This window comes from Kribbella sp. VKM Ac-2566 (assembly GCF_004366005.1).
Lineage (GTDB): Bacteria > Actinomycetota > Actinomycetes > Propionibacteriales > Kribbellaceae > Kribbella > Kribbella pratensis.
On record NZ_SODT01000008.1, the window covers coordinates 819,506 to 843,672 of the forward strand.

The 24,167-nt window shown below is 67.4% G+C and carries 24 protein-coding genes; 10 read left to right on the plus strand and 14 right to left on the minus strand.

The window, feature by feature from the left end; all coding sequences use genetic code 11:
• The first annotated feature begins 69 nt into the window (after positions 1-69).
• The 4 genes from EV647_RS06805 to EV647_RS06820 are packed head-to-tail and all read left to right on the plus strand — an operon-like array spanning position 70 to position 3,735.
• Positions 70-957, plus strand: a complete 888-nt coding sequence (locus tag EV647_RS06805; protein ID WP_134000012.1) for an ABC transporter ATP-binding protein — start codon at positions 70-72, stop codon at positions 955-957.
• The gene (locus EV647_RS06810; RefSeq protein ID WP_134000015.1) at positions 957-1,769 is read left to right on the plus strand and encodes an ABC transporter permease; all 813 of its coding nucleotides are present in this window, start codon (positions 957-959) and stop codon (positions 1,767-1,769) included. The genes EV647_RS06805 and EV647_RS06810 overlap by 1 nt, the downstream gene beginning before the upstream one ends.
• On the plus strand, positions 1,769-3,097 hold the full coding sequence (locus tag EV647_RS06815; protein ID WP_238177060.1) for a sensor histidine kinase: 1,329 nt from the start codon (positions 1,769-1,771) through the stop codon (positions 3,095-3,097). Before EV647_RS06810 ends, EV647_RS06815 begins: the two co-directional genes overlap by 1 nt.
• Positions 3,094-3,735 (plus strand): response regulator transcription factor, encoded by a 642-nt coding sequence (locus EV647_RS06820; RefSeq protein WP_131342889.1) that lies wholly within the window; start codon positions 3,094-3,096, stop codon positions 3,733-3,735. The genes EV647_RS06815 and EV647_RS06820 overlap by 4 nt, the downstream gene beginning before the upstream one ends.
• Here the strand turns inward: EV647_RS06820 and EV647_RS06825 are convergent.
• The 3 genes from EV647_RS06825 to EV647_RS06835 all read right to left on the minus strand — a co-directional run bounded on the left by EV647_RS06825 (position 3,732) and on the right by EV647_RS06835 (position 5,829).
• On the minus strand, positions 3,732-4,634 hold the full coding sequence (locus EV647_RS06825; protein ID WP_134000018.1) for a hypothetical protein: 903 nt from the start codon (positions 4,632-4,634) through the stop codon (positions 3,732-3,734). The two genes, EV647_RS06820 and EV647_RS06825, sit on opposite strands and share 4 nt — an antisense overlap.
• 21 nt (positions 4,635-4,655) lie before the next feature.
• Positions 4,656-4,901, minus strand: coding sequence for a hypothetical protein (locus EV647_RS41905; protein WP_166680234.1), 246 nt, complete (start codon positions 4,899-4,901; stop codon positions 4,656-4,658).
• An 88-nt stretch (positions 4,902-4,989) separates the two neighbouring features.
• Complete coding sequence (locus EV647_RS06835) at positions 4,990-5,829, minus strand: isoprenyl transferase (RefSeq protein WP_238177061.1); 840 nt, start codon at positions 5,827-5,829, stop codon at positions 4,990-4,992.
• A 166-nt stretch (positions 5,830-5,995) separates the two neighbouring features.
• Here EV647_RS06835 and EV647_RS06840 point away from each other — a divergent pair, with 166 nt between their 5' ends.
• From EV647_RS06840 to EV647_RS06865, 6 genes are all read left to right on the plus strand, one after another.
• Complete coding sequence (locus tag EV647_RS06840; protein WP_134000024.1) at positions 5,996-6,607, plus strand: hypothetical protein; 612 nt, start codon at positions 5,996-5,998, stop codon at positions 6,605-6,607.
• Positions 6,608-6,765: 158 nt separating this feature from the next.
• Positions 6,766-7,587: an ATP/GTP-binding protein gene (locus EV647_RS06845; RefSeq protein WP_134000026.1), complete on the plus strand. Its 822-nt coding sequence runs from the start codon at positions 6,766-6,768 to the stop codon at positions 7,585-7,587.
• 739 nt (positions 7,588-8,326) lie between these two features.
• Positions 8,327-8,719 (plus strand): hypothetical protein, encoded by a 393-nt coding sequence (locus EV647_RS06850; RefSeq protein ID WP_134000030.1) that lies wholly within the window; start codon positions 8,327-8,329, stop codon positions 8,717-8,719.
• A 476-nt stretch (positions 8,720-9,195) separates the two neighbouring features.
• Complete coding sequence (locus tag EV647_RS06855) at positions 9,196-9,711, plus strand: ATP/GTP-binding protein (protein WP_134000033.1); 516 nt, start codon at positions 9,196-9,198, stop codon at positions 9,709-9,711.
• An 896-nt stretch (positions 9,712-10,607) separates the two neighbouring features.
• Positions 10,608-10,988 carry a hypothetical protein gene (locus EV647_RS06860; protein ID WP_134000036.1) on the plus strand — a complete coding sequence of 127 codons (381 nt, stop codon included), beginning with the start codon at positions 10,608-10,610 and terminating at the stop codon, positions 10,986-10,988.
• Positions 10,985-11,635: a hypothetical protein gene (locus EV647_RS06865; RefSeq protein ID WP_134000039.1), complete on the plus strand. Its 651-nt coding sequence runs from the start codon at positions 10,985-10,987 to the stop codon at positions 11,633-11,635. Before EV647_RS06860 ends, EV647_RS06865 begins: the two co-directional genes overlap by 4 nt.
• Positions 11,636-11,639: 4 nt before the next feature.
• On the opposite strand, the gene recO is transcribed toward EV647_RS06865, so the two are convergent.
• The 11 genes from recO to leuA form a co-directional block, all read right to left on the minus strand.
• Complete coding sequence (gene recO / locus EV647_RS06870) at positions 11,640-12,392, minus strand: DNA repair protein RecO (protein ID WP_134000042.1); 753 nt, start codon at positions 12,390-12,392, stop codon at positions 11,640-11,642.
• Positions 12,393-12,404: 12 nt separating this feature from the next.
• Entirely contained in the window at positions 12,405-13,226 is an 822-nt protein-coding gene (locus EV647_RS06875; RefSeq protein WP_134000045.1) for an NAD(P)H-binding protein, read from the minus strand.
• On the minus strand, positions 13,223-14,212 hold the full coding sequence (locus EV647_RS06880; protein WP_134000048.1) for an aldo/keto reductase: 990 nt from the start codon (positions 14,210-14,212) through the stop codon (positions 13,223-13,225). Before EV647_RS06880 ends, EV647_RS06875 begins: the two co-directional genes overlap by 4 nt.
• Before the next feature lie 130 nt (positions 14,213-14,342).
• A complete protein-coding gene (locus EV647_RS06885) occupies positions 14,343-15,800 on the minus strand; it encodes a GNAT family N-acetyltransferase (RefSeq protein WP_134000051.1) in 1,458 nt (485 codons plus the stop codon).
• A 42-nt stretch (positions 15,801-15,842) separates the two neighbouring features.
• Positions 15,843-17,708, minus strand: coding sequence for an ABC transporter substrate-binding protein (locus EV647_RS06890; protein ID WP_134000054.1), 1,866 nt, complete (start codon positions 17,706-17,708; stop codon positions 15,843-15,845).
• Positions 17,709-17,769: 61 nt separating this feature from the next.
• Positions 17,770-17,976, minus strand: a complete 207-nt coding sequence (locus EV647_RS06895) for a hypothetical protein (RefSeq protein ID WP_134000057.1) — start codon at positions 17,974-17,976, stop codon at positions 17,770-17,772.
• Positions 17,976-19,037, minus strand: a complete 1,062-nt coding sequence (locus EV647_RS06900) for an ABC transporter ATP-binding protein (RefSeq protein ID WP_134000060.1) — start codon at positions 19,035-19,037, stop codon at positions 17,976-17,978. Before EV647_RS06900 ends, EV647_RS06895 begins: the two co-directional genes overlap by 1 nt.
• Positions 19,034-20,113, minus strand: a complete 1,080-nt coding sequence (locus EV647_RS06905; protein WP_238175189.1) for an ABC transporter ATP-binding protein — start codon at positions 20,111-20,113, stop codon at positions 19,034-19,036. Before EV647_RS06905 ends, EV647_RS06900 begins: the two co-directional genes overlap by 4 nt.
• A 5-nt stretch (positions 20,114-20,118) precedes the next feature.
• Positions 20,119-21,015, minus strand: a complete 897-nt coding sequence (locus EV647_RS06910) for an ABC transporter permease (RefSeq protein WP_134000063.1) — start codon at positions 21,013-21,015, stop codon at positions 20,119-20,121.
• Between the two features lie 6 nt (positions 21,016-21,021).
• A complete protein-coding gene (locus EV647_RS06915; RefSeq protein ID WP_238175190.1) occupies positions 21,022-22,122 on the minus strand; it encodes an ABC transporter permease in 1,101 nt (366 codons plus the stop codon).
• A 247-nt stretch (positions 22,123-22,369) separates the two neighbouring features.
• The gene (gene leuA, locus EV647_RS06920; protein WP_202876124.1) at positions 22,370-24,043 is read right to left on the minus strand and encodes a 2-isopropylmalate synthase; all 1,674 of its coding nucleotides are present in this window, start codon (positions 24,041-24,043) and stop codon (positions 22,370-22,372) included.
• Positions 24,044-24,167: the final 124 nt, after the last annotated feature.

The following is a 24,167-nucleotide window of genomic DNA, read 5'->3' on the forward strand; positions in this document are numbered from 1 at the left end:
CGGTCGGGGGACAGGGAGTCCGTCGGGCGGTGCTCCCGGGGGACGGTGGTGGGCCGCGAGAGTTGAGGCATGGAGAACGACAACGCAGTGAGGGTGCGCGGCCTGGTCAAGCGGTACCCGGACAAGGTCGCGGTCGACGGTGTCGATCTGGACATCCACCGGGGCGAGGTGTTCGCCCTGCTCGGCCCGAACGGAGCCGGTAAGACGACGACCACGGAGATCCTGGAGGGGTATCGCCGGGCCGACGAGGGAGAGGTCAGCGTGCTGGGCACGGACCCGGCGAACGGCGACCGCCGGTGGCGCAGCCGGCTCGGGATCGTGCTGCAGACCTCGCGCGACGAGGCCGAGTCGACCGTCCTCGAACTGGTCAGCCACTACGCCGCCTACTACCCGAACCCGCGCGACCCGGACGAGGTAATCGCCGCCGTCGGGCTCGAGGAGAAGCGCAAGACCCGGCCGCGCAAGCTGTCCGGCGGTCAGCGCCGTCGGCTCGACGTGGCGCTCGGCGTGATCGGCAACCCGGAGCTGCTGTTCCTGGACGAGCCCACGACCGGGTTCGACCCCGAGGCGCGCCGGCAGTTCTGGACCCTGATCGAGAACCTGCGGACCAGCGGTACGACGATCCTGCTGACCACCCACTACCTCGACGAGGCCGAGCACCTCGCGGACCGAGTCGGGGTGATCGCCGACGGCCGGATGATCGAGATCGGTACGCCGGAGACGCTCGGCGGGCGTGGCGCCCGGACGGCACGGGTCTCCTGGAGCGACGCCGACGGCCCGCACGAGCTGCGCACCGACCGGCCGACCGCCGAGGTCGCGGCGCTGATGCAGCGCTTCGACGGCGAAGTACCCGAGCTCGAGGTCCGCCGCCCGAGCCTGGAAGACATCTACCTGGACCTGATCGGCAAGGCCAACGCCGCCGACGCCGCTGTCGCGATCGAAGCTGGAGCACTCTGATGGCCGACACCAAGCCCCTGCCGTCCACCCTTTCGGTGGGCCTGGCCCGGACCAAGCTCGAGGTCCGCGAGTTCTTCCGCGAGAAGGAGGCGCTGATCTTCACCTTCTTCTTCCCGATCATCTTCCTCGGCATCTTCTCCGCCGTCTTCGGCAGCACCGACTTCAACGGCGTCAACGCCGCGACGTACTTCACCCCCGGGATGATCGCCTCCGGCATCTTCCTGAGCAGTTTCCAGTCGCTCGCGATCAGCATCGCGCTCGAGCGCGACGAGGGTCTGCTCAAGCGGCTCCGCGGTACGCCGATGCCCCCGCAGTCGTACTTCATCGGCAAGATCGGCCAGGTCCTGGTCACCTCGGTCGCCCAGTTCGCGCTGCTGCTGGTGATCGCCGGGCTGGTGCTCGGGGTGGACATCCCGAGCGAGCCGTCGAAGTGGCTGGACTTCGCCTGGATCTTCGTCCTCGGCGCGGCGTCCGGGTCGGTGCTGGGGATCGCATTCAGCGTCGTACCGAAGTCCGGCAAGGCCGCATCCGCGGTGATCACGCCGATCGTCTTGCTGCTGCAGTTCATGTCCGGTGTGTACTTCGTCTACAGCAGCCTGCCCGCCTGGATGCGTGACGTCGCCTCGGTCTTCCCGCTCAAGTGGCTCGCCCAGGGGATGCGCTCGGTGTTCCTGCCGGACGGGTTCCAGGTGAACGAGCCGGGCGGTTCCTGGCAGCTCGGCACCGGCGCGATCGTGCTCACCGTCTGGCTGATCGTCGGCCTGTTCCTCGCCCAGCGGGTGTTCCGCTGGACCCGCCGGGACGCGGGCTGATGAACCAGCTCACCGGTACGACGTCCTCTTTCCCGGAGCGGCGTCGTACCGACCTGTCACCGGCGTGGACCGGTCCGCGTGTGTGGATCCTGGTGTGGAGGAAGATGGGGTCCGTGCAGAGCTCTCGCGGTGGCGCCGGACAGCCCGTGTGGACACGGACGCTGATCGGTTGGCACGTCGTGTTCTGGGTGCTGCTCGGGATGACGCTGGCGCTGTCGTTCCTGGGGGACCTCGGGACGGCACGGCAGGCGCTCTTCGCCGGCACGGTGGTTGTTCTCGGGGCGGCGTACCAGTTCATCGGGCTGCACGCGATCCGATCCCGGCGGGCGCTCCCGTCGTACGCCTATCGGCTGGTGCTGATCGCCTGCCTGATGGTGCTGATCGGGATCTATCCGCAATCGGTGTTCCTGATGTTCATCGCGTCGGCGCAGATCTGGCTGCTGTGCGAGGACATCCGCGAAGGGATCGGGCTGAGTCTGGTGCTGGTGCTCGGCGTCGGTACGGCGCAGTTGTGGAGCGCCGGGTGGGGCTGGGAAGCGTTCTGGCAGATCCTGCCGTGGATGCTGGTCAGTCTCGTGGTCAGTCTGCTGTTCGGGATCTGGATCGAGAAGGTGATCACCCAGAGCCAGCAGCGTGCCGAGCTGATCGAGCAGCTCGAGTCGGCGCGGGACGAGCTCGCCGAGGCGCACCACAGCGCCGGGGTGATGGCCGAGCGGGAGCGGATGGCTCGGGAGATCCACGACACGCTCGCGCAGGGGATGACTTCGATCGTGATGCTCGCGCAGGCCGCCGCCGTCGAACTTTCCCGGGGCGGGACTGACGGCGCAGCAGCCCGGCTCGCGGCGATCGAGGACACTGCGCGGGAGAATCTGGCCGAGGCGCGTGCGTTGGTTGCAGCGTTCACCCCGGTTGCGTTGTCGGAGGCAACATTGACCGAGGTACTGCGTCGGCAGGCGGAGCGGTTCGCGGCCGAGACCGGTGTCGACGTACAGGTCTCGCTGGACCTGCCGGACGACGAGGTCGCGGCGTTGCCGCAGGCGCAGCAGGTGGTTTTGCTCCGGTCGGCTCAGGAGGCGTTGGCCAACGTACGTAAGCACGCGGCGGCCACGCAGGTGCTGATCACGCTGGGGTTGTCGGACGGCCGGGTGTGGATCGAGATCCGCGACGACGGGACCGGATTCACGCCGGGATCGGAGTCGGGCGGCTTCGGGCTGAGCGCAATGCGCGGCCGGGTCGAGGAGTCCGGCGGCACCGTCGAGGTGGAGAGTACGCCCGGTCGAGGTACCCGGGTCCAGGTCCTGATTCCGGCCGTACAGGAGGATGTGTGATTCGGGTTCTGGTGGTCGACGATCACCCGGTGGTGCGCTCAGGGCTGAGCGGGATGCTGTCGGTGACCGACGACATCGAGGTGGTCGGCGAGGCCGGCGACGGGGCCGAGGCGCTCGCGCTGGTGGAGTCGACCAAGCCGGACGTCGTACTGATGGATCTGCGGATGCCGCGGATGGACGGGGTCGCTGCTACCGGGGCGATCGTGTCCGGGTACGCGTCGACGCGGGTACTGGTGCTGACGACGTACGACACCGACACGGAGATCCTGCACGCTGTCGAGGCCGGCGCCGCGGGATACCTGCTGAAGGACACGCCGCATGCCGACCTGCTGAACGGGATCCGGGCCGCCGCTCGCGGTGAGACGGTGCTCGCCCCGCCGGTCGCGGCGCGGCTGATGTCACGTCTTCGTACGCCGGCCGCACCCGCCGCCGCGCAACCCTCGCCGCGCGAGCTCGAGGTGCTGGCCGCCGTGGCCCGCGGTCTCAGCAACGCGGAGATCGGCCGCGAACTGTTCATCGGCGAGGCCACGGTCAAGACCCATCTCCAGCGCCTGTTCGCCAAACTCGACGTCGACGACCGCACCCGCGCCGTCACCGTCGCGATCGAACGCGGCCTACTCCCCTCCCCCGGGCGCTAGCGCTCGACGCTGCTGCTCTGGGCCTTCCCGTCCAGCCGGCGGCGCAAGTCCTGCTGGGAGCTGCTCTCCGCGTGCTGGGCCGACGGGGGCCTGGGCGTCGTACCTGCCTGCATGTTCTTCGCCAGATCCTCGGCCGCCTTGTGCGCGTCCTTGGCCGCGTCAGACGCGCCGATCGCCTGATCGGTCGCCTTCGCGACATCGGCTCTCTTGGATCCGACTGGACCGCGTACGTCGCGCACCTTGTCCTGAGCGCCCGAGAGCTCGTTCCACAACTTGTCGCTCGTCGACGTGATCTCCGTCGCGAGCTGTCCGCTCCTGATCACGGGCGGATCCTGCTCGAACCGGAACACGATCGTCCGCGCCGCGTCGACCCGCGCCGCGGCCTCCGCGACCCCCTCCTCGGCTTTGTCGACGATCTCCTTGACGCCGCGAACGTTCGCCAGCTGGTGTTTCGGTCCGTCGTACTCCGGCATACGGTCGAGCGCGTCGGCGTGCTCCATGGCCTTCTTCAGCTGCTCGCTGCTGACGCGCAGGTCGTCGCGCAGCCCGGCGAGGTCCTGCCACGGTTGCTGGAGCTTCGGCCGGATCGGTCCCGCCTCGCCCAGTGAGTCCCTGAACGCAGAACCCAACGCTGCGTCGGCCTCCTGCGACTCCGCAACAGCCCGAGGATGCTCGGTTTCCCACGCAACCCGCCGCTTGGGAACCGCCTCCTGCTCCAACCGGGAGACCCGCTCGGCCGACCTGCCGAAGGACTGCACGTCGTTGAGCCGCCGGGTCAACTCCTCATCGACAGCCTGCTCAGCCAGCAGGTTCTCGACGCGCCCGAGGACCGCCCGCGCCCCGTTCAGCGCCGACGCGACCTCATGCGTCCGCGCTTTGACCTCGGCCAGATCCACCATCAGCTCTCCCAACGTCCCGCTTCACCCGCCTGCTGTCTGCTTGCCCTGCTCGTCTTGCCCGTGCTGCCCGTGCTGCTCGTGCTGCTCGTGCTGCTCGTGCTGCTCGTGCTGCCCGTGCTGCCCGTCCTGCCCGTCCTGCTCGTCCTGCTCGTCCTGCTCGTCCTGCTGCAGTCTGGCGCGCATGCTCTCGGCCATCTGCTGGACGTCCTCCCGCACAGCGAGTAGTTCCCGCTCCGCGATCTGCCGCGGTGTCTCGCGCTCCGGCACGCTCCAACTCCTGTCGTCGAGGAATCCTTCAACGACCATTGACGCGCCCGGACCCGCACGCGGTTCCCGGATCAGTTGCCCCGTACCCTTAGTTTTCCGCGGCGACCTCGTTCGGTACGGCACCGCCGTACCGACGATCCCGCTGCGCGTAGATCTCGATCGCCCGCCACAGGTCACGACGGTCGAAGTCCGGCCAGAGCGTGTCCAGGAACACCATCTCGGCGTACGCCAGCTGCCAGACCATGAAGTTGCTCGTCCGCTGCTCCCCGGACGACCGCACGAACAGGTCGACCTCGGGGATGTCGGGCGCGTAGAGATGCCGGGCGATCGTCTTCTCGGTGATCCGGTCCGGCCGGAGCTTGCCTGCGGCAACCTCGTGCGCGATCGACTTCATCGCGTCGGCGATCTCCGCCTGGCCGCCGTAGTTCACGCAGAACTGCAAGGTGATGGTGTCGTTGTCCTTGGTCCGCTCCTGCGCGTACTCCAGTTCGTCGATCACGCTCTTCCACAACCGCGGCCGCCGCCCCGACCACACCACCCGGACCCCCATCGCGTCCAGCTCGTCACGCCGCCGATGGATCACCTCACGGTTGAACCCCATCAGGAACCGCACCTCTTCAGGCGACCGGGCCCAGTTCTCGGTCGAGAACGCGTACGCCGAGATGTACTTCACCCCGATCTCGATGCCGCCCTTGATCACGTCCAGCAACGAAGCCTCACCGGCCTTGTGCCCCTCGGTCCGCGCCAGCCCCCGTTGCTTGGCCCACCGCCCGTTCCCGTCCATCACGATCGCCACATGCCGCGGCACCAGCTCCTTCGGCACCGCCGGCACCCGAGCCCCCGAAGGATGCGGCTCAGGCGCCACCACCACCTTCTGCTCCCCCCGCCCAACATCCCCCCGACCCCGACGACGACCAATAGGCGACATACGCCAAAGTCTCCCACCCACCCCTCCCGACCCCGGGCCCACACCCTCCACCGGTCCCGTGCACCGCCCTCTGCAACAACCTGCAACCTGTGGACAACCCCCGACTTCGAACACCCTCCGTATGCCACCCTTACACCAACAGCACACAAGAACGGAGCCCCACCACATGCCCCGCCGACCGCTACTCGCCGCCGTCGCCACGCTCAGCACCCTCACCCTGCTGACCGCCTGCAACGGCTCCCCCGAAGCCGGCCGGCCAAACACCACCCCCACCTCAACGACCCCCACCGCGCCCGCGACGCCAACGGCACCATCGACCGCGGCGTGGACCACGGAGGAACAGGCAGCGATCACCGCCGCCAAATCGCGTTACGTCGCGGCACGAGCTGCCATTGACACGGCGCTCAACAATCCGCCTGCCGCGTCCAAGGAAAAGCTGCTGGAGGCCGGCACTGGAGGCAAGTGGCTCGTCCAGGTGCTGACAGACGTGCAGTTCAATCTGGAACGCGGCTGGTACTCGAACGGAAGAGTCACCGTGGAGGGAGTCACCGTGGCATCGGTCAAACTCAAGGCCGACCAGCCGGAGGTGCGTCTGAATGCATGCCTGGACACTTCGAAGATTTCCTTGCGCTACGAGGCGACTCACAAGCCTGTTCCTGGTATCCCCGCAAACGGAAATCGCCACAAGGTACAAGCCCAGATGGTCTACACCGCGTTGACCGGCCAGTCCAAGAAGATGTGGTTCTTGATCGATGAGAAAGACCTAGGGTCGTGCTGAGGCGCGTCATCACTCTCGCGGTAACGACTCTCGCGCTGATCTCGGCGCAACTTGTGGCGCCCGCGTGGGCAGGAAACGCCCGTTCGCCTAAGCCCGAAGGGCAGTACATCCTGGTCTGTAACAGCTATCACATCTGCGTATGGAGGCTTCGCTCCGTCGTGGACTATCTGCGGCCAACGAGAAAGCCAGGCAAGAAGCCCGCCAAGTCGACCACGAGGACGCCGGAAACGGTCTGCATGGATGGCGGTGCGGCGCGCGCATGTACGTCGGACCTTGGCAACTGGTCGAACAGCCATCAGTGCTACCTGGGGAGGCTCGACCCGCAGCCACCGAAGAGCGACCCCTCATGGCAAGGCCACACCGACGGCGCTATCTGGACCTGCGTCCGCGAACAGGGCATCCGGTTCGTGACACGGTGGATCTGGCTGCCCGGTAGGCCCGACACAGTCGTGGTCGACCCGGTGACGCTGGTCTACGAGGCAATCGGGGAAATGCGTCTTGCGCCGCCGCTGATCAAGACGGCTCCAGGCGTTGGCCAGATCGGGTTGGTGAACTTGCCGGTCTGGATGTGGGTAACGAAGACGGAGAACACCTGGGGGCCGATCGTCCGGTCGGCCAGTGTGCCGGGGTTGGCTGTGACGGTGACCGCTCAGGTCAAGGCGATCAACTGGTCGATGGGGGACGGTAAGACGGTTCGATGTGAAGGACCGGGAACGCCGTACAACAAGTCGATGGGCGTGAAGGCCTCGCCGACCTGCGGACACCGATACATCAAGACCTCCCGCAAGCTACCGAACTGCAAATACCCAGTCGCCGCCGTCGCCCAATGGGACGTCACCTGGCAGAGCACGCTCGGTGACACAGGTCAGATCTCCATGACACAGCAAGCCGCGACCCAACTGCGCATCGGCGAAGCAGTCCCAGTACTCGTCGATCCAAACGGTGGCGATGCTGTCGCCCCGGCGACGAGCGGATGCTGACGACGAGTGCCGCAAGGTGTGCCCAAGGGCCAGCGGCGGCGTAGCCGAGTAGGTGCGAGAGGAGGTCCCACCGGACCTGCCGATCGACGAGGCAGTGAGCGCGATCAGTATTGGACGCGATTTCCTGCGGACCAGGTCCCGCAGGGAAAGTCCAGTTCCGACCATCGGGTACGTCGGGCAGGCTCAGTTGCCCGACGCCATCAACCGGGCCGTTGCCCCCCGAGGCATCGTTGAGCCTGGTGTACAAGAGGCACCTTCGGCGGCTCCGGAGGCACGGAAGCCGGTGGCCAACACGGCGTCGAGAAGGCCAAGTGCGCCGGAGCAGCGCCATCAGCCGCTTTGCCGCGGACCGTCGCAATGCACCAAGCCGTCCACTGCAACCACCGAGGTTGCGCGCTCGCCCACCGTCCACCACCACGCCTTGCAGCAACCTGCAACCTGTGGACAACCCACCCCGCCGAACACCCTCCGTATGCCACCCTTACACCAACAGCACACAAGAACGGAGCCCCACCACATGCCCCGCCGACCGGCCCTCACCACCGCCACCGCAGCCCTCTGCGCCCTCGTAGCGCTAACCGCATGCAACGGCTCCCCCGAGGCCGGCCAGCCCAATCCCGTCCCCACTACGACCTCTCCGACCGCAAGCCCGACACCTGCAGCGCCATCCACGCCAGCCCGGACCACGGCGGAGCAGGCAGCCATCGCGGCTGCCAAGGCGCGCTTTGTGACGGCATCTGTGGCCGTCGACACTGCGCTGAACAACCCTCCCGCGGCGACCGAGGCCAAGCTGCGGCAGGCGGGTGTCGGCGGCAACTGGTTCGTCCAGGTGTGGGGAAGTGTCGGGTTCCACCTAGAGCGCGGCTGGTACCAGGACGGCAAGGCCACGGTTGAGTCGATGTCCGTCGTCTCTGTCAAGGTCACAGGAGAGCAACCCGAGGTACACCTGAATGCCTGCCTGGACGCATCCAAGATCTCACTGCGCTACCTCGCGACACGCAAGCCCGTGCCGGTCGGGCCCGGGACAGACGGGCGAAGCAAAGTAGACGCGAAACTGGTTTTCGCGCCTCCAGTTGGTCAGTCCAAGAAGATGTGGTTCCTCGTCGACGAACAGGACACCGGCACATGCTGAAGTTTGTTCTGCGGCCGGTTGTCAGCCTTCTCGTCAGCGCACTGATGCTGACAGGTTCAGTCGTCGCAGCAACCGCCTCGGCCGGAAGTAAGGTCCTGCCACCCAAGCCTGATGGCGACTACGTCCCACATTGCGAGCCTCATGGGCCCTGCTGGTGGATTCCACGCGTCGCGATAGAGATCCCAGGGGAGACAAAGAAACCGGGCACGAAGCCGGCCAAATCGACCACGAGGACGCCGGAAACGGTCTGCATGGATGGCGGTGCGGCACGCTCATGTACGTCGCACCTTGGCAACTGGTCGAACAGCCATCAGTGCTACCTGCGGATCCTTAGCCCACAGCCTCCGCACAGTGACCCCTCATGGAAGGGGCACACCGACGGGGCCGTTTGGGTTTGTGTCCAGGAGGTGGGCACGCGATTCGTCACCAGGTGGATATGGCTGCCCGGTCGGCCCGACACAGTCGTAGTCGACCCGGTGACCCTGGTCTATCAGGCAATCGGGGAGATGCGCCTGGCGCCGCCTCTTGTCAAGACAGCACCGGGACCTGGCCAGATCGGGTTGGTGAACATGCCGGTCTGGTTGTGGGTTACTAAGACGGAGAACACCTGGGGGCCGATCGTGCGAAGTGCGAACGTGCCGGGGTTGGCTGTGACGGTGACCGCTCAGGTCAAGGCGATCAACTGGTCAATGGGCGACGGTAAGACGGTTCGATGTGAAGGGCCAGGGACGCCGTACGACAAGTCGATGGGTGTGAAGGGCTCGCCGACCTGTGGGCACCGCTACGTGAAGACCTCGCGGAAGCTGCCGAACTGCAAGTACCCAGTCACCGCCGTCGCCCAGTGGGACATCACTTGGCAGAGCACCCTTGGTGACAGCGGGCAGATCTCGATGACTCAGCAAGCCGCGACTCAGCTGCGTATTGGCGAAGCAGTCCCTGTTCTCGTCGATCCAGGTGGTGGCCAGGCCACGGTTGCCGATTCAGGGTGCTAACGGCGCGGGACCGCCGTACGGCGATGCTCCCGTTGTCCATGGGCTTACGCAGTGTGCGGGTCTGGGACCAAGGCTGCGGTCAGGGTCTGGGTCTGGCCTGGGGCGCCTCAGGCGACGGCCGCGGTTTCCGAGGCGCGCAGGGCCGGCGACTCGAAGTTGGCTGAGCGGGCAAAAGGCCGCCGAGCAGGGCAAGTAATCAGCTTGCTCCGGGTGCGTAGATCCGACGTACTGCGGCTGCGTTGACCGAGGACCATGGCCGCGCTGTCATGGTCTGTCTGGGCGTCGAGTCGTGGGGTTTGGCGGGTGAAATGCGGTCCGGATCCACGACTCGCGGTTTTGAGGAGCAGCCAATCGGCACGAGTCGGCGTGATGTAGGTCGGCGCTCCCTGTCCCGCGCGCGAGGCTACGTCGGACGGGCGCGGCGGCGCCAGAGGTTGTTGGCTGGCGGGTTGTTTCAGCGCTGGCGGCTACAACCCGGCAGCGGCACAACAGCCTGCCAGCGGGACGACGTCCGGCGGACTCGCCGCCAGTACCAGTACGCCGCGCGAGATCGGCAGGGTACGACGGCTGGCGTGCGTCGGGCGGACCGTTCTCAGCGGGAGGGGCGCCGCGCGGTGGTCGTGGAGGTGGCGGGCCCGTGGACTTGGCAGGCGCTCCGTGCGAGGGCGGGCAGGTGTTGCGGGCTCCGTGCCAGGTCGGGTGTTGCGTCGTACGCCGCGGCTTGAGGGTGGGGTTGTGGATAAGTTCCGCGGGGGGTGGGCGGTAGGCAATAGATTCGGGGTATGACGAGTTGGGCTTCGGTTGATGAGGTTCGGGCGGACCTGGTGGGGGTGCTTGCGCGGTTTCGGGCGGGTGGTTGGGCGTTCAGTTTTGGGGATGGGGTTCCTGAGGCGGTCATGCTCACGTACGACGAGTTCGAGGACCTCGGTGGGGAAGGCAAGTTCGCGGTCCTTGACGAGGTGATCGAGCCGGCGGTTCTTGCGCGACGGCTGCCGCAGCTCGTGGAGGTCGCGCGGGCCGGTGCCGGTGTTCCCGTGGTGTGGGGTGTGGATGGGGAGCCGGAGGCCGTGGTGATGTCGACGGCGCAGTACCGGGATCTTCGCGGCGACGATCACCCACCGGCTGGCGTCGTCGACGACCCCACGGTGCGGAAGTACGCGACGGAGCCACTCCCCGGCAGCCGACCACTGGACTTGGACGAGTGGGCTGCTCGGATGGGGTCCGAGACACAGGAACTGCTGGAGGAACTGCGGCGTGAGGACCGAGAGGAGTCATGAACCTCGGCGTCGGGTACCGCTTGGTCGCGGGTCCCGATTTCGATCTCGACTATCGCCGGATCGATGTCGCAGCAAGCAGAGATCCTTCCGGACCTGAGGCCGGGCTCCGACGCCAGGTGGTTCGCGCGATGCTCGACCTCGCCGCAGGTAAGTCCGACGGGCATCACGCCCTGAGCTACGCACCGGAGAAAGGCGATCTGCGCGACTGCGTGACGGCGTACCTCCGGGTGGATCCTGGACGGCCGGCGGACCATCGGCTGGTGTTCCGGGAAATCGGACCACCAGCACCTGGTGAGTTGGCGCGGCGGGAGCTGCTGGCGATCAAACCTCGCCGCGGACGAAACAACATCTATGCGCATGTCTGCGCCCGGTTGAACCGCCATCCGAACGATCGCCAACCCGGCCTTGACCGGTTCGACAGCTGGTACGAGCTCAGCGGCGGCCTCGCGACGCGGCAAGCCGAGCTGGATGTCAAGCGTGCAATCGCTCACGCGTGGGATGGGCAGCAGCCGCTGCGGTCCTCGCGACCCATTCTCGTCGGAGCACCGCCCAGGCCGCTGAGCTCAACCGCAGGTCTGGCCCGCGATCGTCAGCCTCCGAGGAACTCGCGGCCAGGACCGACCGGCTGGCCGGGGCGTGACTGGTGATGGGTCAGCCGGTTAGGTGGGGGTTGGGGGTTAGGTCTAGGTGGGGTAGGGAGCGGAGTTGGTTTTCTTGGTGGTAGGTGAAGAAGGCGGCTATCAGGCCGGTGGATTCTCGGCGGGTTCGGGGGTCGGCTTGGAGGGCGGTGGGCCAGTCTCCGGTGAGGAGGGCGGCCAGGTGGGTGACGGTGGCGAGGGACGGCATGGCTGAGGCGGGTGGGCGGCAGGTGGTGCAGACCATGCCGCCGGCGGCGGGGTTGAAGGCGCGGTGGGGGCCGGGTTCGCCGCAGCGGGCGCAGTCGTCGAAGGACGGGGCGTAGCCGGAGATCGCGAGTGAGCGGAGCAGGAACGAGTCGAGGACCAGGGCCGGTTCCCGTTCGCCGGTGGAGAGGACGCGCAGGGCGCCGGCCAGGAGCAGGTGCTGCTGGGTGGCGGGTTCCTTCTCCTCGACGACGAGGCGGTCGGCGGTCTCCAGGAGGACGGTGCCGGCGGTGTAGCGGGCGTAGTCGTTGACGATGCCCTCGCCGTACGCCGAGATCGACTCGGCCTGGGTGACGACGTCGAGGGTGCGGCCGGTGGCGAGCTGCAGGTCGACGTGGCTGAACGGCTCGAGCCGGGCACCGAAGCGTGACGACGTACGGCGGACGCCCTTGGCGACCGCGCGGACCTTGCCGTTGGCGCGGGTCAGCAGCGTGGCGATCCGGTCCGCCTCACCCAGTTTCTGGGTGCGCAGCACGATCGCCTGATCCCGGTAGAGCGGCACGACGTCAGTGTCTCACCCGCGACCGACATACTCCTCGAGGCCGATCGGCTCACGCCCGGTGATGTCGGCGACAGCGGTCGAGACGTTCCCCATCTCGCCGCTGGCGATGGCCGCGTACGACGTGACCCACCCGGCGACCTCCCACGGGGCGGCGCCGTACGACTCGCGGGACCGGTAGGCCTCGTCGAGCGTCTCGGCCTCGTACCGCACCTTGCGGCCCCAGGCCGCGGTCAACACCGCCGCCGCCTCGGCCAGCGTGAACGCGGACGGGCCGGTCAGGTCGTAAGTAGCGCCGTTGTGACCGGACCCCGTGAGCACCCGCGCCGCCACCGCGGCCACGTCGTCCCGAGCGACCGCGGCGACCCGCCCGTCCCCCGCCGGCCCGCGGATCACGTCGTCCGAACCCACGAACCCGGGCACGAAGTCGAGGTACATGTTGTCCCGCAGGAACGTGAAGTCGACCCCGGTCGACCGGATGTGCTCCTCGGTGTGCCAGTGGTCCCGCGCGAACGTGAACGTCGCCCCCGGCGCCGCCCCGACGAACGACGTGTACACGATCCGTTGCACACCCGCCGCCACCGCCGCGTCGACCGTTGCCTTGTGCAACGCCACCCGGTCCGCCGACTCCGTTGCACTCAGCAACATCAGTACGTCGACGCCGTCGAGCGCGGACAGCAACGCCGCGTGTTCGCCGTACGCCGCCTGCGCGACGGAGGCACCCGGCACCGACGGAGCCCGCGCCGGATCCCGCACGATCAACCGCAGCGGTACGCCGGTCAACTGTGCGACGATCCGCGACCCGAGCTGTCCGGTCGAGCCGGTGACGCCGATCACTTGCCCACCAGGTCCATCCCGCCCTGGGTGTACCGCTGCCCGGCCACCGCGTCGGGCGGAAACGCCTCGTCGAGCGCAGCCAACTCAGAAGCCGACAACGTCACATCCAAAGCGCCGAGGTTCTCCGCGAGATAGGTCCGCCGCTTCGTCCCCGGGATCGGCGCCACGTCATTGCCCTGCGCAAGCAACCAGGCGAGCGCCAGCTGCCCCGGCGTCACGCCCTTCGAGGCAGCCAGCGACTGCACCTGCGCGACCAGGTCCAGGTTCCGCTGGAAGTTCTCGCCCTGGAACCGCGGCAGCCCGCGCCGCATGTCGTCCTCGGGGAAGTCAGCCTCCGACTTGATCTGGCCGGTGAGGAATCCGCGCCCGAGCGGGCTGAACGGCACGAACCCGATCCCGAGCTCACGCAACGTCGGCAGTACGACGGTCTCCGGGTCGCGCGTCCACAGCGACCACTCGCTCTGGACGGCGGTGATCGGGTGTACGGCGTGGGCCGCGCGCACCGTCTCGCCGTTCACCTCGGACAGCCCGAGGTACCGCACCTTGCCGGCCTCCACCATGGAGGCCATCGCGCCGACCGTCTCTTCGATGGGCACCTGCGGGTCGCGGCGGTGCAGGTACCAGAGGTCGACGTGGTCCACGCCGAGGCGGCGCAGCGACGCGTCGAGGGCCTCGCGCGCGTAGGCGGGCGAACCGTCCACGACGGACGGCAGCGCCGAGGCCGACGCGGGACGCTTGAAGCCGAACTTCGTCGCGAGCACCACCTGGTCGCGGCGGCCGGCCAGCGCACGGCCGACAAGCTTCTCGTTCTCGCCGTCGCCGTACACGTCGGCGGTGTCGATGAAGGTGCAGCCCGCGTCGATCGCCGCGTGCAGCGTCGCGATGGACTCGGAGTCGTCGGCCCGTACGCCGTACGACTGGGACATCCCCATGCAGCCGAGGCCGAGGGCGGAAACGGTCAGGTCACCGAGCTGGGATTCTCGCATACCCCGAACCTACCGCCGTACCGTCGGCAGCTCGACAGGAGGTGTCACCACGGGCGAGCGGTCCGCACGCTCAGCGCGGCAGGCGGCGGGGATGAATTCGGGGACACCTCCTGTCGAGCTGCCGGTCGAGTCAGAGGTCCAGTTGTGCTGGGGTGCTCGGCGCACCCGACTCCAGCAGTCTGCGGAGCAGCACGGGCAGCTCCCGCGGCGCGAACCGTCCTTGGTGCGTCTCCAGCTCGACGAGCGTCCACCACCGCATGTCGTGGACGTTCTCGGCGCGGAGCTCCTCGGCGGTCAGTGAGCCGGCCGGGGTGAAGTGGTCCGTGCGGATCAGGAAGTAGTCGTTGAGGACGCCGTCGTACCCGGTTGCGTGGCCGTCGGCAACTACTTCCTGGTGCCAGAGGTGCGGCGGGTCGGCGAAGTCCCGCAGGCCGACCTCCTCGACGAGTTCGCGCCGCAGACCCTCGACCACGGTTTCGCCGGCCTCCAGACCGCCGCCGGGTGTCGCCCACAGCGGCCCGTCGCCGAACTCGAAGCGGACCAGCAGGATCCGGTCGTCAGGGTCGAGGATCACGCCGCGCGCCGCTGGGCGGAGGCTGGGCAGGCGGAGCTCCAGTTCGCGGTGCTGCTCGGCCGCGCGGAAGCCGAAGCGGGTGTTGACCTTGCGCATCGGGGCGTTGGTCAGCGCCGTCCACGTGTGCAGGAAACGTTGTGTCGTACGGTGCTTGGCCAGTTGGTCGAGATTCGCCAGCTTCAGGTGGGTGCCGAGGTTGTGGCCGCGATGCTCCCGCAGTACCAGCGTGTCGTCCTGCTGGGCGTTCTCGGCGTCGGCCCGCGGCAGATAGATCAGTGTGTAGCCGGCCGGCTCACCGGCGAGAGTGTGCGCCATCGTCACCAGGGCGAGATAGTTCCGGTCGATCCGCGCCTCGCTCGCCTCGAGCTTCTCGACGGTCCACGGCACGACCTCGCGCGTCATGCCACCGGTCGGTACGTCGAGATCCATCGCTGTGTGCAGGTCGGCGTACGCCTGCTGATGTTCCGGCGGGCACAGCCCCGCCCACGACGTCAGCCGGTACCCGTCGAGCCGGCCGGCAGAAGAGCGCAGCTCCTCCAGCCGCAGGTCGTCGTACGGCAGCGGTACGACGAGATGCTCCTCGACATGTTCCACCTGGAACCCGAGCCGCTCCGCGAACGCCGCACCCGGCCACGGACTCGACGGTACGCCGAGCTCGGCCTGGACGATCGTCCTCCCGAGTTGCGCCGATCGGGTCACGGCCCACTGCCACAGCGCCGTACCGATCCCCCGCCGCCGATGCGCCGGCGGTACGTCGACCTCGACCTCCACCGTGTCGAGGTTGTCGGTCAGCCGGTACTCGAACAGCATCCCGCCGACCACCCGGTCGTCCTCGAACGCGCCGACCGCGATCCGCTGCTTGAGCGGACCCGGGTTGCGCAGCGAGTACCCGAGCGCCTCGCGCCCGGTCACCAGCGCCGCCTCCCGGCCGGCGATCGCACCGGCCCGGAAGGCGTCGTACCACTCGTCGAACAGGGCCAGGTCGGCCGGGTCGATCTCGCGAATGCTGATCACCCGGCCGACCCAACCAAACAATCGGGTCAGAACGCCAATTGCCTAGACCGGCGCGACCGAGCCCTTGTACATGCCCATGATCACGAAGTTGTCCGCGTACGGCGCGTTCTTCAGGATCGGGTCGTCGTCGGCCGGGAACTTCGCCACCCGGGTGCCCTCGAGCGCGGGGTTGTTACCGTAGCGCTCCCACAGCGGGATGATCGGCAGCAGTTCGTTGAACGCCATCGCCGCGGTGGTGATGTTCTTCTTCTGCTCGTCCACGTTCAGGCCCTGCGCCGACTTGTCCACGACCTGCTGGAGGTCGATCGGACCGGCCGAGGTGGTCTGCTTCAGCGGGAAGTTCATACCCTTGCCGCCCGAGTTCGCCGCGATCACGTAGTTGAACGTGTACAGGTCCTGGACGAACGCGAAGTACGGGTGCGGGTGGCTCGACGCGCCCCAGCCCTGGATGGCGATGTCGAACTTGCCGGCCAGGACGTCCGGGTTCAGCTGGGTGAAGGTGATACCCCGCTTGGTGATGTTGAAGCCGAACTTGTTCAGCTGGTCGGCCGCGTTGGTGGCGGCCGGGTTCCAGTCGGCGAACTCGGTCGGGAACTTGATGTCGTAGGCGGCCGGCTTGCCGTTCGGCAGCGTCCACTTGCCGCCGTTCTTCTTCCACCCGGCCTCGGTCAGCAGCGAGGTGGCCTTGGCCTCGTCCTTCTCGTAGGCCTGCAGCTTCTTCTGGTCGGCGTCCGAGATCCAGTCGGGCACGAGGATGTCGGAGAAGCCTGCCATGAACTTGCAGGGCTTGCCCGAGTCGCCGAGCGCGACGGTTCCGTTCTCGTTGCGGTCCAGGACGTAGGCGATCGCCTGCCGTACCCGGGCGTCGGCCAGCTCCGGGTGGGCGGTGTAGTTGAACACCAGCGACGGGCCCGAGTACACCGGCGGCCGGAGGATCCGGAAACCGCTGGACTGCAGGGTCTTCTCGGTGGCCACCGCGAAACCGTGGGTGGCGTAGTCGACATCCTTGTTCAGCACGACCGGGGAGATGTCCGAGGTCTCACCGTTGTACAGGACGACCTTGGTGAAGCCGATCTTGTCGGCGAACAGGCCCTTGTCGTTCTTGACCAGCGACATCTGCGCGTTGGTCATGCTCTTCACATCGAAGTTGAAGGGGCCCGAGACGACCGGGTTCTCCGGACGGAACTTCTGGAAGTCGCCGTTCAGCTTCTTGCCCTCGGCGCTGTCCAGGCTGGTCTTGGCCTTCCGCAGGGCCTCGGCCTTGGTCGCCCACTCACCGTAGACCGAGTCCGGCAGGATCCCGGCGCGGAGGATGTAGCGCTCCAGCACGGTCGACGGCGTCGCGATGGTGAACAGCACCGTGGTGTCGTCCTTGGCGCTGACGTCGGACAGGAACGTCCAGTCCTGCTGGCGCAGCAGCCAGCGCAGGTTGAACGTCGACACGACGTCCTTCGCGGTCACCGGCTTGCCGTCGCTCCAGGTCAGCCCGGAGCGCAGCTTCAGGGTGTAGGTCTTGGTCGCCTCGTCCAGCGTGCCGGACTCGGCCATCATCCATTCCCACTTCTTGTCGGCCCAGTAGTACATGCCGGCACTCGGGTAGACGAGGTCGAAGTACGGGCTGTTACTGGCCTGGATGCCGTCGGTGACACCGGCAGCCAGGTTGAAGTGGCCCTTGGGCGGCAACTGGTACGGGTACGCCCCGTGGAACTCCTTGTTGCCGGACTTGCCGCTGTCACCGCCGCTCGCGTTCGGCTTGCTCGGCGAACACGCCGTCACAGACCCGATGCCGGCCGCGCCGACACCGGCGATACCGAAGATCTGGAGCACGTGCCGGCGGGAAATCGCGTTGGTCAGAGCGCTCGCGCCCTTCCCGTTGGTGCCGGAATCGTTGGTGCCGGTGGGACTCATCCTTCGTCCTTTCTGGACTGACCACACACCTATGTGGGTCAGTTACTACTTACTGGTGGGACTAACTACCGCCCTCGCGTTTTTCCCGACGCCGGGTGATGACCACCCCGACGACGACCACCAGGCCCAGTAGCAGGCCCAAACACAAGGTGAACAAGGTGACGACGAACTCCGGGGTGCCCGGCGTCAGGGTGAGCAACAGGACTCCGCTGGCCAGCACCAGGAACACCGCCCAGCTGAGCGCCATCCGGCCGATCTGCGGCGACATCAGGCCCTCGGTTCATCCGACCGTGCCTCATCGTCGAGAGCGGCCACGCCGTCCCGCGCGACCACGTGGCACGCGGCGGACTGGCCGGACCGGATCGTGACCAGCTCGGGGACCGCCCCGTCGCAGAGCCCGTCCTCGAACAGCGGGCAGCGCGGATGGAACGTGCATCCGGACGGCAGGTGCGCCAGGCTCGGAATCTCCAGGCTGCGCAGGGACTCGCGGCCCTTGGTCTTGGTCAGGTCCGGGTCGGGCTCGGGGATCGCGTCGATCAGCGCCCGGGTGTACGGATGCGTCGGCGCGTTGATGATCTTCGGCGTCGGCCCGAACTCCACGATCCGGCCGAGATACATCACCGCGGTCTTGCCGTGCCAGCCGAAGTACTTCGCGATCGCCAGGTCGTGGGTGATGAACAGGAACCCGACGCCGAGGTCGTCGCGCAGCCGGCCGAGCATCGCGAGCACGCTGATCCGGATCGACACGTCCAGCATCGACGTCGACTCGTCGGCGATGATCAGCTTCGGGTCCAGCGTCAGCGCCCGGGCGACGGCGACCCGCTGCCGCTGACCGCCGGACAGCTGGTGCGGGTACTTCGACAGGTAGTTCTCGGCCGGGGTCAGGTCCACCTTGGTGAGCAGCTCGACGGCCCGCTCGGCGGCCGCCTTCTTGCTCTTCACCACTCCGTGCTTGAGCAGCGGGGCGGTGATCGTCTGCTGGATCGTCCGCGTCGGGTTGAGCGAGGCGTACGGGTCCTGGTGGACGTACTGCACGCTGCGCCGGAAATTCGTGAAGTCGTCCCGCTTCAACGCCCAGATGTCGGTGCCCTCGAACGCGACCTCACCGCTGCTCGGCCTGGCGAGACCGGCCGCCATCCGGGCCGCCGTCGTCTTCCCGGAACCGCTCTCGCCGACCAGGCACAGAACCTCGCCGGGGTTGACCGACAGGTTGATGTTGTCGACCGCCCGGATCGGACCGGCCTTGGTGTGGAACACCTGGCTGACCCCGCCGAGCGTCATCAACGGCGCCCGGCCCGCGGTCTCGGGGGACTTCTCCAACGCGCTCATGATGCGTTCCCCAAGTCGCTCGGCACCTCTCGCTGGAGGTGCACGTCCTTCCAATGGATGCAGGCCGCCTCGTGCGCGTCGCCCGGCTCGTCGGTGATCGGGAGCAACGGCGGGTCCTCTTCCTTGCACTCCTCGGTCGCGTACTTGCACCGGGGATTGAACGTACAACCCGGCGGGAGCGCGGCGAGGCTCGGCGGTCCGCCCGGGATCGACTCCATGTCCGGCAGGTCGCCGACGATCGGCGGCACGGCCTTGATCAGCCCGAGCGTGTACGGGTGCCGCGGCCGGTAGAACATGTCCCGGACACCGCCGGTCTCGATGATGCGACCGGCGTACATGGTGGCGACCCGGTCCGCGAGCTCGGCGGCCAGCGACAGGTCGTGGGAGATGAAGATCATCGAGAACCCGAGCCGCTCGCGGACCTCGTGCAGGACGTCGACGACGGACCGCTGGGTGAGGATGTCGAGCGCGGTGGTCGGCTCGTCGAGGATCAGTACTTCGGGTTCGAGCAGCAGGCTCATCGCGATCAGCACGCGCTGCCGCATACCGCCGGACAGCTCGTGCGGGTAGCTGTCCATCACCCGGGACGGCTCGAGCCGCACCAGCCGGAGCAGCTCGCCGGCCCGGTCCTCGATCTCCTGCTTGGTGAACTTGGTGTGCGCGCGCATCGTGTCGTGCATGTGCGCGCGGATCTTGAGCACCGGGTTGAACGCGTTCATCGCGCCCTGGAACACCATCGCCGCGTCCCGCCAGCGGAACTGCCGCAGGTCCCGGCCGTCCAGGCCGAGGATGTCGATCTCGGTGCCGTCGCCGCGGTTGAAGGTCACCTGGCCGCTGGCGTGTCCGAGCCGCGGCAGCAACCGCAGCAGGCCGAGCCCGAGCGTCGTCTTGCCACAGCCGCTCTCGCCGACGAGTGCGACGCTCTCACCCGGAAACAGGTCGAGGTCGACACCGCGGACCGCCTGCACCGTCGCACCGGAACCGGTCCGGTACTCGACCTTGAAGTCGCGGATGGACAGCAGCGGCTTGCCCTCGCCGCCGCGCTTCGCACGGGTACTCGAAGAAGTAGTCGTCACAGTGATCACCGGTCCCGGAGCCGCGGGTTGAGGATCTCTTCGAGGGATCTCGTCATCATCACCAGTCCGAGCTGCAGCAGGATGATCGCGACGATCGGGCTGAGGATCCAGGCCAGGCTCGCGTCGTTGAAGATGGCGCCGGCGATCCAGGCACGGTTGAGCATGATGCCCCAGTTCGCCCCACTCAGCGGCGCCAGCCCGAGCAGGTAGAAGCCGACCAGCTGGTAGATCGCGTTCGTCACGCCGATCATGAAGTTCATCAGGATGAAGCTGGCCATGTTCGGCAGGATCTCGACGAACACCACCCGCACTGTCCCGAGGTCGAGCAGCCGGGCCGCCTCGACGAACTCTCGCTCCTTGAGGGAGAGGACCTGCGCCCGCACCGCCCGGGTCAGCACCGGCCAGGACAGGACGCCGACCAGCAACGCGAGCAGGATCGGCGAATCGAGCTTGAAGAACGCGCCGAGTACCGCGAGCAGGATGATCGGGGGGACCGTCAGGAAGACGTCGGCCACGGTGACCACCGCGGAGTCGACCCATCCGCCCAGGTAGGCGGCCAGCGATCCGAGCACGATCGCGATGGCCGTCGAGATCGCCGCGGCGAAGAAGCCGACGAAGATGACGGTGCGGCCGCCGCCGATCATCTGGGCCAGGACGTCCTTGCCCTCGTTGTCGGTACCGAGCAGGTGGCCCGGAGAGCCGGCCGGGAGCAGGATCTCCTTGACGTTCGGCGCGATGTCGGGCGCGAAGAAAGGCCCGATCGCGGAGACCAGTACCAGCAGCAGCACCACCACGAAGCCGATGAAACCCGCTGGACTGCGGCGCAGTGAGCTGAGGATGCCGGCGAACCGTGAGACGCCGGTCGTGCCGATCGAGGTGACCGGAATCGTTGCTTCTGTCATCTCAGCTCACCCCTTGGCCTTGCCGCCGACCCGGATCCGCGGATCCAGGCGGCTGTAGAGGACGTCCGCGAGCAGGTTGGCCGCGACCACCGAGATCGTGACGACCAGGAAGATCCCCTGCAGCACCGGATAGTCGCGGCCGTTGACCGCGTTGAAGAGGCTGAAGCCGATGCCCTGGTAGCCGAAGATCTTCTCCACGAAGATCGCGCCGCCGACCACGAATCCCAGCGACACCGCGAGCTGGCTGAACAGGGGCAGTACGGCGTTGCGTCCGACGTACCCGGACCGGATCCGGTTGTCCGACAGACCGCGCGCCCGGGCGACCGTCACGTAGTCCTCGCCGAGGGTCTCCACCGTGGACGACTTCATCACCAGCGCCCAGGAGCCGACCGTGGTCAGCGCGTAGGCGAGGATCGGCAGGAACGCGTGGTAGAAGATGTCGTTCAGGAAGCTCAGGCTGAACGACGGCTCCACTCCTGCCGTGTACGAGCCGCGGGCCTCGGTCAGGTTGAACAGCTGCAACTTCACGCCGAGGAAGACCACGATCAGGATCGCCAGGATGTAGTTCGGGATCGCGTGCAGCAACGAGCCGATCGACGTCAGCAGGTGGTCGATCCAGCTCTCCCGCCGGTAGGCCATGATCATGCCGGCCACGATGCCGACGATGAAGCTGATAACCGTCGCGACACCGACCGAGAACAGCGTCCACGGCAAGTAGGTCTTGATCACCTGCGCGACTGTGGTACCCGGCGACAGCGTCGAGTTGCCGAAGTCGCCGTGCAGCAGGTTGACCATGTAGGTCGCGTACTGCGAGATCACCGGGGCGTCCGGGTCGAGCGAGAACAGGTTCTGCGCCTGGGCGGCGGCCGCCTCGTACGAGATACCGGTCTGCGCGATCTGCGTCTGGATATAGGTGTCGACCGGGTTACCGGGCAACAATCTGACCAGGAAGAACGTGCCGGTGGTGACGATGAAGACCGTCAGGACCGCCTTGAAGAGTCTTCGGACCAGCCAGGCGTTGACAAAACGCCGAGCAGCCGAGGGTCTCGGTTCGACGACCGGTCCTTCGATCAGCTTCGCCGCGGACGTGTCGACCGCACCACTCACTGCTCACCTCCACGCGACTACCAGGGAAAGCCGGTGGCGCAGACCCTCAACAGCACGAATTAGTAACGCTGTCTTGCAAGAGTCTGCGCATAGTGACGACAGTCTGCGCAACCTCGGTCACCGAGTCAACGACTTGAGGCAACGTTGAGACAACGTCGCGGACCGTGACGCAACGGTACCGGGGCGTGCAGGAATCGCCCGCCTCCGACACGGAAGCGGGCGATTCGGGGTGAAGGTTCGACTACTGTCAGCGCGTGGCGCGGTTGACAGCCGAGACGACCGCCTTCAACGAAGCAGTGAGAATGTTGGCGTCCCGGCCGACACCCCAGAACACCTCGTCACCGACCTCGCATTCGACGTACGCCGCGGCCAGCGCGTCACCGCCCGCGGAAAGCGCATGCTCGTGGTAGTCCAGCACCCGTACGTCGTACTTCAGCGGCTTGATCGCGTCCACGAAGGCCGACACCGGACCGTTGCCCTCGCCAACCAGTTCGTGCGGCACACCGTTGGCATAGACCTGAACCCGGAGCTGGTCGCCCTGCCCCTCACCGGACGTCGAGTTGACGCTGAGCAGCGACAGCGGGCCCGGTGCCAGGTACTCGGCCGCGAAGATGTCCCACATCTGCTGCGGACCGACCTCGCCGCCCTCGTTGTCGGTGTGCTGCTGGATCACCCGGCTGAACTCGATCTGCAGCCGGCGCGGCAGGTCGAGCCGGTGCTCGGACTTCATGATGTACGCGACGCCGCCCTTGCCGGACTGCGAGTTGACCCGGATCACGGCCTCGTAGCTGCGGCCGACGTCCTTCGGGTCGATCGGCAGGTACGGCGCCTCCCAGGCGATCTCGCCGACCGGCTTGCCCTCGGCCGCGGCCTGCTTGTCCAGCGCCTCCAGGCCCTTCTTGATCGCGTCCTGGTGCGAGCCCGAGAAGGCGGTGTAGACCAGGTCACCGGCGTACGGCTGACGCTCGGGAACGCGCATCTGTGTGCAGTACTCGACCGTGCGGCGGATCTCGTCGATGTCGGAGAAGTCGATCTGCGGGTCGATGCCCTGGCTGAACAGGTTCATTCCCAGCGTGACCAGGTCGACGTTGCCGGTCCGCTCACCGTGGCCGAACAGGCAGCCCTCGACGCGGTCCGCGCCGGCCATCAGCGCCAGCTCGGTGGCAGCCACCGCCGTACCGCGGTCGTTGTGCGGGTGCAGGCTGATCGTGCTGTGCGCACGCCGGGTCAGGTTGCGGCCGAACCACTCGATCTGGTCGGCGTACACGTTCGGGGTGCACATCTCGACGGTGGCCGGCAGGTTCAGGATGATCTCGCGGCCCTCGGCGGGCTGCCAGACGTCACTGACCGCCTCGCACACCTCGAGCGCGAACTCCAGCTCGGTGCCGGTGAAGATCTCCGGGCTGTACTGGTACCCGAACTCGCAGTCGCCCAGGATCTCGTCGGCGTACTTCATCACGGTCTCGGTGCCGCGGACCGCGATCGTGCGGCACTCGGCCTTGTCGACGTTGAACACCACCCGGCGGAACAACGGCGCGGTCGCGTTGTAAAGGTGGATGGTGGCCTTCGGCGAGCCCTGCAGCGACTGCACGGTGCGCTCGATCAGCTCCTCGCGCGCCTGGGTCAGCACCGAGATCGTCACGTCGTCCGGGATGACGTCGTCCTCGATCAGGCTCCGGACGAAGTCGAAGTCGTACTGGCTGGCGCTCGGGAAACCGACCTCGATCTCCTTGTAGCCCATCTTCACCAGCAGGTCGAACATCCGCCGCTTGCGGGCCGGGGACATCGGCTCGACGAGCGCCTGGTTGCCGTCGCGGAGGTCGGTGGACAGCCAGCGCGGGGTGCGGTCGACGGACTTGGCCGGCCAGGTGCGGTCGGGCAGGTCGATCGGCGGGAACGCGCGGTAGCGGTGGGTCGGCATACCGGACGGCTGCTGAACAGGCTTGGGCTGGTTCTTCGGTGCCACGGGGGTTCTCCTCGAGAAGCTGTCTACTGCACAGGGTCGCTTGGACGACCGGCGTACGACAAAACTCCGCGGCGAGGGA

What these genes read in the sequence shown, in the direction of transcription:
- EV647_RS06890 (WP_134000054.1), bottom strand. Translation starts at nt 17,708, where the DNA reads ATGAGTCCCACCGGCACCAACGATTCCGGCACCAACGGGAAGGGCGCG.
- EV647_RS06825 (WP_134000018.1), bottom strand. Translation starts at nt 4,634, where the DNA reads ATGGTGGATCTGGCCGAGGTCAAAGCGCGGACGCATGAGGTCGCGTCG.
- EV647_RS06835 (WP_238177061.1), bottom strand. Translation starts at nt 5,829, where the DNA reads ATGTCGCCTATTGGTCGTCGTCGGGGTCGGGGGGATGTTGGGCGGGGG.
- EV647_RS06810 (WP_134000015.1), top strand. Translation starts at nt 957, where the DNA reads ATGGCCGACACCAAGCCCCTGCCGTCCACCCTTTCGGTGGGCCTGGCC.
- EV647_RS06805 (WP_134000012.1), top strand. Translation starts at nt 70, where the DNA reads ATGGAGAACGACAACGCAGTGAGGGTGCGCGGCCTGGTCAAGCGGTAC.
- EV647_RS06895 (WP_134000057.1), bottom strand. Translation starts at nt 17,976, where the DNA reads ATGTCGCCGCAGATCGGCCGGATGGCGCTCAGCTGGGCGGTGTTCCTG.
- EV647_RS06880 (WP_134000048.1), bottom strand. Translation starts at nt 14,212, where the DNA reads ATGCGAGAATCCCAGCTCGGTGACCTGACCGTTTCCGCCCTCGGCCTC.
- EV647_RS06865 (WP_134000039.1), top strand. Translation starts at nt 10,985, where the DNA reads ATGAACCTCGGCGTCGGGTACCGCTTGGTCGCGGGTCCCGATTTCGAT.
- EV647_RS06860 (WP_134000036.1), top strand. Translation starts at nt 10,608, where the DNA reads ATGCTCACGTACGACGAGTTCGAGGACCTCGGTGGGGAAGGCAAGTTC.
- EV647_RS06815 (WP_238177060.1), top strand. Translation starts at nt 1,769, where the DNA reads ATGAACCAGCTCACCGGTACGACGTCCTCTTTCCCGGAGCGGCGTCGT.
- EV647_RS06840 (WP_134000024.1), top strand. Translation starts at nt 5,996, where the DNA reads ATGCCCCGCCGACCGCTACTCGCCGCCGTCGCCACGCTCAGCACCCTC.
- EV647_RS06910 (WP_134000063.1), bottom strand. Translation starts at nt 21,015, where the DNA reads ATGACAGAAGCAACGATTCCGGTCACCTCGATCGGCACGACCGGCGTC.
- leuA (WP_202876124.1), bottom strand. Translation starts at nt 24,043, where the DNA reads ATGCCGACCCACCGCTACCGCGCGTTCCCGCCGATCGACCTGCCCGAC.
- EV647_RS06900 (WP_134000060.1), bottom strand. Translation starts at nt 19,037, where the DNA reads ATGAGCGCGTTGGAGAAGTCCCCCGAGACCGCGGGCCGGGCGCCGTTG.